This is a genomic window from Bacillus zhangzhouensis (genome assembly GCF_000715205.1).
Taxonomy (GTDB): domain Bacteria; phylum Bacillota; class Bacilli; order Bacillales; family Bacillaceae; genus Bacillus; species Bacillus zhangzhouensis.
In genome coordinates this window covers 32,642-44,834 of record NZ_JOTP01000023.1, presented here as the reverse complement: position 1 = coordinate 44,834, position 12,193 = coordinate 32,642, and the positions used below count along the sequence as shown (strand labels likewise).

12 protein-coding genes are annotated in these 12,193 nt (G+C 43.3%); 1 reads left to right on the top strand and 11 read right to left on the bottom strand.

All coding sequences use genetic code 11. From position 1 onward, the window contains the following. Positions 1-288 precede the first annotated feature (288 nt). From BA70_RS15345 to BA70_RS15320, 6 genes are all read right to left on the bottom strand, one after another. A complete protein-coding gene (locus tag BA70_RS15345) occupies positions 289-2,136 on the bottom strand; it encodes a sigma-54-dependent Fis family transcriptional regulator (RefSeq protein WP_034324034.1) in 1,848 nt (615 codons plus the stop codon). A 116-nt stretch (positions 2,137-2,252) separates the two neighbouring features. After that, positions 2,253-3,632 carry a dihydrolipoyl dehydrogenase gene (gene lpdA, locus BA70_RS15340; RefSeq protein WP_034324033.1) on the bottom strand — a complete coding sequence of 460 codons (1,380 nt, stop codon included), beginning with the start codon at positions 3,630-3,632 and terminating at the stop codon, positions 2,253-2,255. Between the two features lie 16 nt (positions 3,633-3,648). Beyond that, a complete protein-coding gene (locus BA70_RS15335; protein WP_034324030.1) occupies positions 3,649-4,791 on the bottom strand; it encodes a dihydrolipoamide acetyltransferase family protein in 1,143 nt (380 codons plus the stop codon). Between the two features lie 17 nt (positions 4,792-4,808). Next, entirely contained in the window at positions 4,809-5,846 is a 1,038-nt protein-coding gene (locus BA70_RS15330; protein WP_034324027.1) for an alpha-ketoacid dehydrogenase subunit beta, read from the bottom strand. A gap of 20 nt (positions 5,847-5,866) precedes the next feature. Beyond that, positions 5,867-6,844 (bottom strand): thiamine pyrophosphate-dependent dehydrogenase E1 component subunit alpha, encoded by a 978-nt coding sequence (locus BA70_RS15325; protein WP_034324025.1) that lies wholly within the window; start codon positions 6,842-6,844, stop codon positions 5,867-5,869. A 212-nt stretch (positions 6,845-7,056) separates the two neighbouring features. Then, positions 7,057-7,530 (bottom strand): SprT family protein, encoded by a 474-nt coding sequence (locus BA70_RS15320; RefSeq protein WP_034324022.1) that lies wholly within the window; start codon positions 7,528-7,530, stop codon positions 7,057-7,059. A gap of 99 nt (positions 7,531-7,629) precedes the next feature. On the opposite strand from BA70_RS15320, the gene cmpA reads away from it, so the two are divergent. Beyond that, positions 7,630-7,764, top strand: coding sequence for a cortex morphogenetic protein CmpA (gene cmpA / locus BA70_RS20040; protein ID WP_008346893.1), 135 nt, complete (start codon positions 7,630-7,632; stop codon positions 7,762-7,764). Positions 7,765-7,783: 19 nt separating this feature from the next. Here cmpA and BA70_RS15315 read toward each other — a convergent pair whose 3' ends face one another. From BA70_RS15315 to BA70_RS15295, 5 genes are all read right to left on the bottom strand, one after another. Then, positions 7,784-9,943 (bottom strand): Tex family protein, encoded by a 2,160-nt coding sequence (locus BA70_RS15315; protein ID WP_034324020.1) that lies wholly within the window; start codon positions 9,941-9,943, stop codon positions 7,784-7,786. 77 nt (positions 9,944-10,020) lie between these two features. After that, entirely contained in the window at positions 10,021-10,620 is a 600-nt protein-coding gene (locus tag BA70_RS15310) for a PP2C family serine/threonine-protein phosphatase (RefSeq protein ID WP_034324017.1), read from the bottom strand. Then, positions 10,620-11,408, bottom strand: coding sequence for an RNA polymerase sigma factor SigB (sigB, locus tag BA70_RS15305; protein WP_034324016.1), 789 nt, complete (start codon positions 11,406-11,408; stop codon positions 10,620-10,622). Before sigB ends, BA70_RS15310 begins: the two co-directional genes overlap by 1 nt. Further along, positions 11,374-11,862 (bottom strand): anti-sigma B factor RsbW, encoded by a 489-nt coding sequence (gene rsbW / locus BA70_RS15300; protein WP_034324014.1) that lies wholly within the window; start codon positions 11,860-11,862, stop codon positions 11,374-11,376. Before rsbW ends, sigB begins: the two co-directional genes overlap by 35 nt. Continuing rightward, positions 11,859-12,188, bottom strand: coding sequence for an anti-sigma factor antagonist (locus BA70_RS15295; protein ID WP_034324013.1), 330 nt, complete (start codon positions 12,186-12,188; stop codon positions 11,859-11,861). The genes rsbW and BA70_RS15295 overlap by 4 nt, the downstream gene beginning before the upstream one ends. Between the last annotated feature and the right edge of the window lie 5 nt (positions 12,189-12,193).

Genomic DNA, 12,193 nt, shown 5'->3' with positions numbered 1-12,193 from the left:
ATGTATAACTGTAACCTGCTACCGAGCTGTTAACAGCCGATAGCTCTACCACTGAGCTACTGCGGAATAATAAGACATGTTTCATTATATCTATGCCAGAAAAATGTGTCAAGAATTTTCAAGCGTTTCATCCCTGTCTCATTTGCGACGGCTTTTACAATTTAACATATACTAATATAACAGTCAAGCCTTTTTCCCTTCCTTTTTGTTTTCTGTTGATCCATCGCAGAAAGACCCCGACCTCTCAAAGGGAGACCAGAGCCTCCTTGATGCTGCCATACCTAAGATTTACGACAGCTTAAACTTTCGCATCCACTTGTAAAAAGTGCTTCTTGGCACCCCCGCTAACCTAGCTGCTTCTGACACATGACCTTTCGTTTTGTGCAGTGACTCTATCACCATTTGCTTTCGAATATGTTCCCTATATGTTAGTTCTTTTGAAATATCGTGACCCTCTGCTGGATACAACTTCTTTTTTTTCTGGTCAATTGCCTCTAATACCTCATCATATTGAGACGACCCAATCCTTCCTCCTTCAGGAAACAACACCCTTATATGTTCAAACAGATTAAAAAGCTCGCGTATGTTTCCCGGCCAATGATACTCCTGCAACTTCTGAAAAAAAGATTCAGGAAACTTCGCATTCCACTGATGTTTCTTTTGATAATAACGGTATAAATCAGGGATGTCTTCCTTTCTGTCCCTGAGTGGCGGGATGTTGATTGGATAGACATGAAGACGGTAGTACAAATCTTCTCGTATTTTTCCTTCCTTCAGCAGTTCATTCATGTTCCGGTGCGTCGCTGTAATAATTCTAATATCCAAAGGGATTTCGTGTGTCCCGCCGAGCGGTACGACTTTTCTTTCTTCTATCACCCTAAGGAGCGCTACTTGCATCGCATATGGGATTTCGCCAATTTCGTCTAAAAAGAGTGTTCCTTTATGAGCTTGTTCAAATTTCCCTTTAGCTCCATGACGTTTTGCCCCTGTAAAAGCCCCTTCAGCATAGCCAAATAATTCGCTTTCTAACAGGCTTTCAGGAATGGCTCCGCAATTAACAGCAATAAACGGTCCTCTATGCCTTTCACTGGCTGAGTGAATGGCCCTAGCGGCCAGTTCCTTCCCTGTACCTGTTTCTCCCCAAATATATGCATGAGCATTTGTTTGTGCCGCTCTCTTCATCTCGCTGAGCGTCTGTTGAAACACCTTACTTGTTCCGGATTCCCCGGGAAATTGAGGAAAAGAAACGGTTATGTTGCTTTTCGTTGCTTCTTCAAGAGAAAGGGACATGCCTAGCATCTTTCCATCTTGCTCTGATTGAATGATTTGCTTTCCCCGGATAACAAATGGATGAGCCATAAGCCGCTCGACATCCATTCCGTACCAGTCTGAAAATCGTTCTCTAATCGACCTGCTTGCAGAAACAATTTGCTTTTTTTCATTACAGACAACATACGGTTCGTCCGCTTCCACCTGCTGGAGACAATGAGTGATGAGCTCCATCTCTCTCCTTTTTTGCTGGACTTGAATTTCTCTCTCTATGGCATAAGCAACCGTTGAAGCCATTCCAAGCATAAAAGGGTGCTTGTTATCCGCCATACAGGAGATATCGATCACCCCTAAGATCGTACCGTCTACATCACGAATAGGGGCGGCTGAACAGCTCCAATGATGAGAGGCGATAGAAAAATGCTCAGTTCCGTTAATCATCACAGCTTCTCCGATGACGAGTGCCGTTCCGATCGCGTTTGTCCCTACATCTGTTTCGGTCCAGCGCGCCCCCTCCATAAAATTAATTTTTCTTGCTTCCACCATCGTCCTTTGGCTTCCTGTCAGACTTAGCACATACCCGTCTGCATCGATGAGTAAGGCCAACATGTCAGATTCTTTTAATTGCTGACTGATTTTATTTAAGTAAGGAAGAGCGGTATTGAGGAATAATGAGTATTTCTTTTTTTGAGCACTGAATAATTCCTTTTCTAACAACGACTGTCCTTTATCTAAATACGGATTAACATTTGCTTGTTTACATCTGTGCCATGACTCCATCACTCTTTTATCCAGACGAGACTTATCAAACAAACCTTCACGAACAAAACGTTTCCACGTATTTAAATAACAAGGTGTCGGATTCATTCCATCCTCTCCTCTAGGGGCTTTTTATTCATTATAGATAATTATAAAAGCGCTTTCAATTACATTGGCTACCCCAAGAACACATCAAGATAGATGTCGAGAAGTTTGTTTCTCTTTCAGCAGTGCACCGCTCGTCCACTTGTTTGCAGCAAGGCTTCGTGAATCGCCTCTGAAAGAGTCGGATGTGCCGCAATATATTGCTCTAATGTATCAACGGTCAACTCTGAATGCATCATGACTGCTGCTTGTCCAATCAGCTCTGTTGCATTTGGCCCGATGATTGATACGCCTACAATCTCTTGGTATTGCGGTTCTACAATGATTTTCACCTGACCGACCGGTTGATTTAGAATCAGTGCTTTTCCATTTGCAGAAAATGAAAATTTACCTATCCGAATATCTTTATATTGATTTCTAGCTTTCTCTTCATTTAAGCCAACACTGGCGATTTCTGGGGACGTATAGATACACCTTGGAATTACTTGTTCATTGACCTTTACATGTTCGCCTGATGCATGTGAGGCCGCAATCGTACCTTCATGAAAAGCAACGTGAGCAAGCTGTACTCCTCCTGTGACATCCCCGCACGCATATATATGGGAGAGATTGGTTTGCATATGCTCATTGACATTGATCCCGTTCCAGTCATATTCAATGCCAATCTGGTCAAGATTCAACTCATCAAGCCGCGGCTTTCTGCCAATTGCCACTAAACAAAGATCAGACTGGATTTCACACCGCTCACCATGTTTTCTCTCAATCACCACTTTCTTTGAGGTTGAATCAAGCTGGTTGACTGCAGCCGATGTCAAAATGTCCACACCTGCTTCTTCAAGTTGATCGTGAAGGCATTGTGCAATATCGTCATCTTCTTCTGGTAAAATGCGTACTGACTGTTCAATCATAACAACCTTTGTCCCCATTCTGCTAAAGATACTTGCGAACTCACACCCGATCACCCCACCACCAATGATACAAAGCGAATCTGGTATCGAAGGGAGCGACATTGCATCCTTGCTGTCAATCACCCATTTCCCATCAAATGGTGCAAAAGGTAAAGCAGCGGGTGCTGCCCCTGATGCAATGATGATTTGTGTTGCTTGAATGATTTCACACGCCCCTTCACTTTCAATCAACATCTCATGTGCAGCAAGAAATGATGCCTTCCCATTTATCACCTTGATTTTATTTTTATTCATCAAGTAGCGAACGCCATCAGTTAGTTGCTTGACGACTGACTCTTTCCGTTTTTGAACGACATCCCATTGGATGATGGGCTTTTCCCCTGGAAGTTCAATTCCAAAATGTGCAGCTGACTTCACACGCTCGTACATATCAGCACTTTGCAAAAGCGATTTGGTTGGAATACAGCCTTCATTGAGACAGGTTCCTCCCAACTGGCCTTGATCAATTAACACAACCTCCCTTCCAAAACGAGCGGCTGTAATCGCCGCCACATACCCTGCAGGTCCGCCTCCTATAATAACTAGTGTCATCGTATTTTCCTTCTTCCTATAAAAGAATGGATACTGGCTTTTCTAAATATGCTTTAACAGTTGATAAAAATGCGGAAGCTGGCGCCCCGTCCAGCACGCGGTGGTCAAACGTCAGACTGAGTGGAAGGATATGACCTTTGCACAATTCACCACCTTGATAAACAGGGGTTTCATACATTTTTCCGACGCCTAGGATACCGGCTTCCGGCGGATTCAAAATTGGAGTGAAATGCTCTACACCATAGGCACCAAGGTTGGTGATCGTAAAGGTAGAGCCTTCGATTTCATCGTGAAGAAGTTTGCCTTCACGTGCTTTTTTGCCATACAATTTGATGGTCTTCGCTAGCTCAATGAGCGATAGTCGCTCCGCATGTCGAATAACCGGCACAGCTAAGCCGTTTTCTAAAGCAGCAGCTATCCCAAGATGAACATATTCAAAAGTTTCCACTCTTTCATTTTGATATTGACTGTTCATCGCAGGATGTTCTAGTAATGAAAGGATCGCTGCTTTGGCTACAAAATCGGTCATGGTCAATTTTGTATCGTGACGTGCTATGGCTGTTTCGTTCAATTGAGGCTGTAATTTTGTCAGTTTTGTCACGTCCGCTTTCATCGTAATTGTGAGTTGTGCACTTGTTTGCAGACTTTTCATCATCCGTGAGGCAATTGTTTTCCGCATCATGTTGACAGGTTGATGGTCTGTCTTATTGTTTTGTATTTGTGTTTGTGTTTGTTTCTCTTTCTGATCAGGAAGTGCCTGAAGCACATCCGCTTTTGTAATTCTCCCGTCTGGTCCGGTTCCCACCAGCGTGTCAATGTCCAGATTTGCATTGTTAGCCATTTTACGTGCAACAGGGGAGATTTTCTTTCTCTCTTTCTTTGGCAAACCTCTTCCTTCTTTCTTTTCTTGACCCTGTTCATTTCCTGCACCGATATAGCAAATGACCGTGCCAGGAGGGACACCTTCCCCCTCAGGCACTTTGATTTCCAATACGGTGCCTTCAGCAGGTGATTCGATCTCCATCTCAATTTTTTCAGAATTGATGCTTGCAATGCTTTCCCCTTTATTTACGGTCTCTCCGACTTGCTTGTTCCAGACAGATACAGTGCCTTCTTTCATCGACATGCCCAATTTTGGCATCACAACCTCGACAGCCATCTTTCTCTCTCCTTTCTTTAGTTCAATATCTTGTCTTGATTCTCACCAATCATTTCTAATACGGTGCTCACAACCTGATCAGGTGTCGGCAAATAGATATCTTCAAGAGGTGGTGAAAACGGAACCGGTGTATGAGGAGCTGTCACTTTTTTGATTGGGGCGTCAAGTAAATCGAATCCTTTATCAGCAACCAAAGAAGCGATATCTGCGGCAATTCCGCATCTTGGATTTGCTTCATCCACAATGACAAGCCGATTTGTTTTTTCAACCGAAGCCAGAATCGCCTCTTCATCAAGTGGCGACAGGCTTCTTGGATCAATGACCTCAGCCTCAATTCCTTGAGCAGCTAACTGTTCTGCCGCTTCGAGTGCTGTATGAACTTGTTTACCTACTGCGAAGATGGTCACATCTGAGCCTTCTCTCTTCACATCTGCTTTGCCAAGCGGCAGAGTGTAATATCTCTCTGGAACGTCTCCTGTGATATTGTACAGCGTCTTGTCTTCAAAAAAGATGACAGGGTCCTGGTCCTCAATTGATGCCAGCAGTAAACCTTTGGCATCGTATGGCGTGGAAGGCACAACCACTTTCAATCCAGGAATGCTCGTAAATAGCGCATATAAACTTTGAGAATGCTGAGCGGCTGCTCTAAAACCCGCCCCATGTGTTGTTCTAATTGTGACGGGCACCTCCGCTTTTCCGCCAAACATATATCGAAATTTTGCCCCTTGATTCAGCACTTGGTCCAGACAGGTGCCGATAAAATCATTAAACATGAGTTCCGCAATGGGTCTTAGCCCTGTTGACGCAGCTGCCATGGCAGCACCGACATAGCCAGCTTCACTGATCGGCGTGTCAAGGACTCGCTCACGCCCAAACTCCTGAACGATTCCTTTTGTGACACCAAGAACACCGCCCCATGCTTCATCATCCTGCAAGTGATCCACATGAGCGCCTCCTGCAACATCTTCCCCCATTAAAATGACATCTTCGTCTCTTCTCATCGCAAGTTTAATCGCTTCGTTCAATGCACTAGACATGCTAATTTCTCTTGTCATTTTCCTTTCCCCTTTCTGATTTATTGATACGAAACATACACATCGGTCAATAATTCAGTATGATCTGGATATTTACTTTCTTCACTGAATCTAACGGCTTCATCTATCGCTTCCGTTACAGCCGCTTCGATATTTGATATCTCTTTGTCCGTAAGCAGTTGCTTTTTGATCAATTCATTTTTAAAAAGAGCAATGGCATCTCTCTCTTCTTGATGTTCTGTTCTTTCTTGATTTGTTTTGTAACGCTGGGCATCTCCTTCAAAATGACCATAATTCCGATATGTCATGCATTCAATCAATGTCGGACCTTCTCCATTTTTTGCTCGTTCAATTGCTTGTTCTACGGCTTGATAAACCGCCATCACATCTTTTCCGTCTACTTGAATCCCAGGAATGTCATAACCAGCGGCTCGATCCACGATTGATTTGCAGCTTGAAGCATAGGAAAACGGTGTCGCTTCCCCATAGCCATTGTTTTCTGCAATGAAAATGACAGGCAATTTCCAGATAGCTGCGAGATTAATTCCTTCGTGAAATGTTCCTTGATTGTTTGCACCATCCCCAAAAAAGCAAACGCTTACATTTTTTGTCTTCTTATATTTAGCTGTTAGGGCTGCTCCACACGCCAGCGGAAATCCGCCTCCAACAATTCCATTGGCACCAAGCATTCCTTTATCAAAATCTGCAATGTGCATTGACCCTCCCTTTCCTTTACACAGACCTGTGGCTTTCCCATAAATTTCTGCCATCATTCCTTTTAGATCGCAGCCTTTAGCTATACAATGTCCATGTCCACGATGTGTACTTGTGATGCTGTCTTTTTCATTCAGGTGGGCACAGGCTCCTACAGCGACAGCTTCTTCCCCAGCATAAAGGTGGACAAAGCCTGGCAGGATTCCTTTTGTAAAAAGTGTGTGTACTCGATCTTCAAACTGGCGGATCTCCAGCATTTTTTGATACATCCATACCGCTTTTTCTTTTGTCAATGCGACTTCCATGTTGTAAAACCTCCTATCTTTTTTGCTTGCACTTATATACAAGCAAAAAGCGTGCCAACATCATGACATGTTGAAACATGGGCTTTAGACAATTCAAGCCGCCTAAAAAAAGAGACAAAATGAGACTTGTATCTCTATTTGTCTCAATATGTCTACTTTTTCTCTTGCATATAAGAATTGGATATAAAAAAGCATCCCTCTAGGAATGCTTTTCATACTGAATCTATCGTACGGTGCCAAGTCAATTTTCCTTTGCAGACGCCGCAGACATAGCGAGAGGTATCAAACCGTCTCTTTCTTATAAAATGCTTGCCGCATCCTGTACAAACGTAGTCATGGCGTTTCTGTGGACCTCGCCTGTTTTGCACAGCCCTTAACGGTGTACAAAAGCGCGGGGCTCCTACCTGTTTCAATAACTCTTTAAACTCACGATCACGATGCTGATAGCCCTTCCCTTCGAGATGGAGGTGATAGTGACATAACTCATGCTTGATGATACCGATCAATTCATCTCTTCCATGCTCCTCTAAATAACGACGATTCAATTCGATATCATGTGTACCAAGTAAATATCTCCCGCCTGTTGTTTTTAAGCGGTCATTAAAAACAGCCTTGTGGCGAAATTCCTTACCAAAGAACTGCTGAGAAATTTGCTCTGTTAACTGTTGTAATTGCGGCTGGTTCAAACAAGATCGTTCCTTTCTATAAAAATCTCGAACAGGACAATTTCCCCTTTGCATACATTGAAGGTACATCCACTGTTTCGATCAAAGGAGGAATGGGCGATGCCCAACTGGCTGAAAAATCAGATGCAGAAGGCATTTTATGAAAAAAATCATTACCAAATCAAATTGCTGAATCAATGCTGGTACTTCTATAGAAAAAAACATTCAGTCACATCAAGGCACACCCCATCCTAAGGTGCGCCTCGTTTTTTGTTTATTCTGGTTTCAGCATGGAAAGGGCAACACGGCCTTTTGCCTGGTCAACGGAGTCTACCCACACGGTCACAATGTCACCGACGGACACAACGTCAAGCGGATGCTTCACAAAACGGTTGCTTAGCTTTGAAATATGGACAAGTCCATCCTGCTTCACACCAATATCGACGAATGCACCGAAGTCCACGACATTTCTCACCGTTCCTTGAAGCTCCATTCCTTGCTTCAAGTCCTCCAATTTCAATACATCTGTTTTTAATAGCGGTTTTGGTACTTCATCCCGCGGATCACGCTCAGGTCTTGTCAGCTGATCGATGATATCCTGAAGTGTAATTGTACCAATTTCAAGCTGCTCCGCCGCTTCGTCCAGCTTCACCTCAGCGATTTTCTCTTTTAATTGCTCTGTTCCAAGATCATCTGGCGTCATCTTGATCATGCGTAAGAATTGTTTTGTTTCTTTATAGCTTTCAGGGTGAATGCCTGTACGATCAAGTGGATCTTGTCCCTCTGCAATGCGCAGGAAGCCGATACACTGCTCATATGTCTTGGCACCAAGTCTTGGGATATCCTTCAGTTCTTTTCTGCTACTGAATCTCCCAATCTCTTCGCGGCGCTTAACGATATTCCCTGCGACGGCTTTTGAAAGGCCTGACACATATTGCAGCAGCGCCTGTGAGGCTGTATTGACGTTTACACCAACTTGGTTTACGACCGTCTCTACAACGAAGGTTAGCGAGCTGTTTAATTGCTTTTGACTAACATCGTGCTGGTATTGGCCCACCCCGACAGATTTCGGATCAATTTTCACGAGCTCTGCTAAAGGGTCCTGTAATCTTCTCGCGATTGAAATAGCACTTCTTTCTTCCACTTGCAGGTCTGGAAACTCTTCTCTCGCTAGAGCGGACGCGGAGTAAACACTTGCCCCTGCTTCATTCACGATCAAATATGACACTGGCTGATCCAGCTCTTGAATCAAGTCTGCGATGAATTGTTCTGTTTCTCTTGATGCTGTTCCGTTTCCAATCGCAATGACTTCAATGTTTGATGATTGAATGATCTCTTTTACTTTTTGTTTGGCTTCCGCTTTTTTCTGGACGGGTGGATGCGGGTAAATGACCCCAATATGATGAACTTTGCCCGTATCATCAACGACCGCTAATTTACAGCCTGTACGAAATGCGGGGTCCACTCCTAGTACACGTTTCCCTTTCATCGGCGGCTGAAGCAGCAGATTTCTTAAGTTTTCAGCGAAAATATGGATGGCTTGCTCTTCTGCTTTTTCTGTCAGCTCTTTTCGTAGTTCGCGTTCAATCGAAGGCTGAATGAGGCGTTTGTAAGCATCGTCAATAGCCGCTTCAATATACGGTCTCGCTGGCGTTTGCTTGCCTTTTATGACTTGTTTGTCGAGATAGAAACGAATATTTTCAGCAGGTGGTTCGATGGCTGCTTTCAAGATGCCTTCTTTTTCTCCTCGGTTGACCGCAAGTACACGATGGGGCACAATCTTTTTGATCGGCTCTTGATAATCGTAATACATTTCATAGACGTTTTTCTCATCGCTTTCAACGTCTTTTCCTGATGTGACAAGACTTCCCTTTTGGTAGGTTTCACTGCGAATCCATTTGCGCATATCAGGGTCATCTGCCAGCTGTTCAGCAATAATATGCTGAGCGCCCTCAAGTGCTTCTTCTACACTTGTCACTTCTTTTTCTTCGCTCATAAAGGCAGAAGCCTGCTTTTGGATATCATCATGCGGTAGCTTGAGCAAATATTCTGCTAGCGGTTCCAGCCCTTTTGCCTTTGCCACACTTGCCTTTGTTTTACGCTTTTGTTTGAATGGTCTATATAAATCTTCGACCTCTTGCAGCTTATGAGCCTGTTCGATCTTCTGTTTTAATTCATCGGTCAGTTTGTCTTGTTCAGCAATTAAACGAATGACTTCTTCTTTTCGGTTCGTGACATTTTGAATATATGTATAGCGCTCGGAAATGGTTTGAATTTGCACCTCGTCCAGTGAGCCTGTCTGCTCTTTCCGGTAACGAGCAATAAACGGGACGGTGTTGCCATCCTCTAATAGCTGGATCACACTTTCAATTTGTTTCGTTGAAAGCTTTAATTCTGTTGCAATTTGTTTCAATAAAACGTCAGATGTCTTCATACTTTGCATCCTCTCACTGTGTCTTCTCTTTTAGTGTATCAAAAAAACCGGCAAAACAGAAAAAAGGTCAGCTATTTTCACATGAGCTGACCAAGTACATAGGTGAGATCGTCCTTTTTGTCTTGTGTGTATGTTTCAAGTTGTTTTGCAATATCTGCAACTGAATGGCTATGCTTTAAACACATTCGCATGTTTGGCACATTCAGCCCATCTGAATACATAATGAATGTCGATCCTTTTTCGTAGGAATAGGTGTATGTTTTATATTTTCTAGGTTTCCCTGATAAGTATCCTGATGTCGGAAGTGGATAAATATAGTCGCCAGAAGGTGCATTCAAAATAAATCGGATATTACCAACCGAACAATAGGTAAATTGCTGCTGGGAAAAATTCACCTTTAATATGCCAACCGTGGCCCCGCGTTTATTTTTCATGGCCTGATTGCATCTGTCTATGAGGGTCGTCACATCCTCATGTCCATATTCTTCGACAATTTCACTAACTAAAGAAGATGATTCATTGGCGAACTGGCCGCTGCCTAATCCGTCTGCTACAGAACAGATTAGTTCTTCATCATCTGCTTTAATAAAAAAACTGTCCCCGCAGCATGATTTTCCTTCTTTATTCGATTGATAGATAATGGCGTTCACATGGTCATGCTGTTCGATCTGCTTCATTACCCTAGCTCCATAGACGCATCTTCTGATAATGCATCTCGTAGCTTTTTAACTGCCTTCCGCTGCAGTCTAGATACATGCATTTGGGATATGCCGAGTAAATCGCCTGTTTCTTTCTGACTCTTATTTTGCAAGTAAGTGAGATTGATAATCTCTTTTTCTCTTTCAGTCAGAACATGAAGCACACTCTCAAGCATCATTTTTTGGTTCACGCGTTCGTAGCCTTCTTCCTGAGAGCCGACGACGTCTAAAATGGTGACGGTGCTTCCTTCAGAATCAGCCTCTACGCCTTGGTCTACAGACAGCGCTTGATAGCTTTTGCCCATCTCCATTGTTTCAAGTACTTCTTCTTCTGTCACATCTAGATATTCTGCAATTTCTTGCACTTTAGGTGACTTTTGCGTCTCCGTTGTCAGATGATCAACCGCCATCTTGATTCTTGGGCCAAGCTCTTTAATCCGCCTTGGTACATGGACACTCCATGTCTTATCACGTAAAAAGCGTTTGATTTCCCCGATAATGGTTGGAATCGCAAAGGCTTCAAATGATTTACCGACAAGTGGGTCATAACGCTTTATTGCACCAAGTAAACCAATCATTCCAACCTGTCTTAGATCCTCATGAAAGCTTTTGCCTTTGGAATATTTTTTCGCCAGCATATCGACCAAGTTTGTATAGCATTCAACAAGCGTGAACTGCGCCTGCTCGTCTTGATTGGTTTGATAGCTTTGGATAAGGCGATCCACTTCCTCTTTAGTTAGTTTCATAGTTTTGGATGGTTGTGTCATGGTCAACTCGCTCCCTGTTTAAAAACTTTGTCATCGCCACGGTAACTCCGGAGTTTGCTTGCACCTCGACTTCATCCATCAATGTTTGCATCAAATATAAACCAAGACCTCCTTCTGCCAATTGATCTACCGTATGAGCAGATGTGTAAGGCCCTAATCCTTCCTGCTTTTGCTTAAAGTCAAAGCTACCGCCTTTGTCAGCGACAATGATTTCTAGACGATCCTCATAGACAAGAAAGCGAACTGCTACCTCTCCATCTTCGCCATGTTCACCTTTGTAGGCATGCTGAACTGCATTTGTACACGCCTCACTAACGGCAATTTTTAAGTCCTCAATCTCTTCATAGGCATAACCCATTCGACTTGCTACGCCTGAAAGAGTTAGACGAATGATGCCTACGTATTCTGGTTTCGCCGGGATTTTCATCTCGATTAGATCTACTGATTCGTTCATTGTACCCCACCCTCTGTCTTTGCAGAAATGTCAATGATGTCCTTTAGTCCAGTAATTTCAAACAACCTTACAAGCCGATCCGACAAGTTCTCAAGCTTTAATGTTCCACCTGCTTTTTGAGCCGCTTTGAACAGCCCAACAAATACACCTAAACCAGTACTATCCATATAAGAAACATCCTTCAAGCAGATTTCAAGATGCTCCCCTTTCTCCGCTTTAGGCATAAGCGTTTCTCTTAGCTCAGGTGCGGAGTACACATCGATTTCTCCACCGACACTAATTTTCGTTTTATGATCTATTTGATGCTCTTTCACTGTCATATTCATTATGC

Bases quoted from the DNA above. Each gene is read 5' to 3' on its own strand.
- BA70_RS15335 (WP_034324030.1), bottom strand. From the start codon at position 4,791: ATGGCTGTCGAGGTTGTGATGCCAAAATTGGGCATGTCGATGAAAGAA.
- BA70_RS15325 (WP_034324025.1), bottom strand. From the start codon at position 6,844: ATGGAAGTCGCATTGACAAAAGAAAAAGCGGTATGGATGTATCAAAAA.
- BA70_RS15345 (WP_034324034.1), bottom strand. From the start codon at position 2,136: ATGAATCCGACACCTTGTTATTTAAATACGTGGAAACGTTTTGTTCGT.
- BA70_RS15295 (WP_034324013.1), bottom strand. From the start codon at position 12,188: ATGAATATGACAGTGAAAGAGCATCAAATAGATCATAAAACGAAAATT.
- BA70_RS15315 (WP_034324020.1), bottom strand. From the start codon at position 9,943: ATGAAGACATCTGACGTTTTATTGAAACAAATTGCAACAGAATTAAAG.
- lpdA (WP_034324033.1), bottom strand. From the start codon at position 3,632: ATGACACTAGTTATTATAGGAGGCGGACCTGCAGGGTATGTGGCGGCG.
- sigB (WP_034324016.1), bottom strand. From the start codon at position 11,408: ATGACACAACCATCCAAAACTATGAAACTAACTAAAGAGGAAGTGGAT.
- rsbW (WP_034324014.1), bottom strand. From the start codon at position 11,862: ATGAACGAATCAGTAGATCTAATCGAGATGAAAATCCCGGCGAAACCA.
- BA70_RS15310 (WP_034324017.1), bottom strand. From the start codon at position 10,620: ATGAAGCAGATCGAACAGCATGACCATGTGAACGCCATTATCTATCAA.
- cmpA (WP_008346893.1), top strand. From the start codon at position 7,630: ATGCCCAACTGGCTGAAAAATCAGATGCAGAAGGCATTTTATGAAAAA.
- BA70_RS15330 (WP_034324027.1), bottom strand. From the start codon at position 5,846: ATGACAAGAGAAATTAGCATGTCTAGTGCATTGAACGAAGCGATTAAA.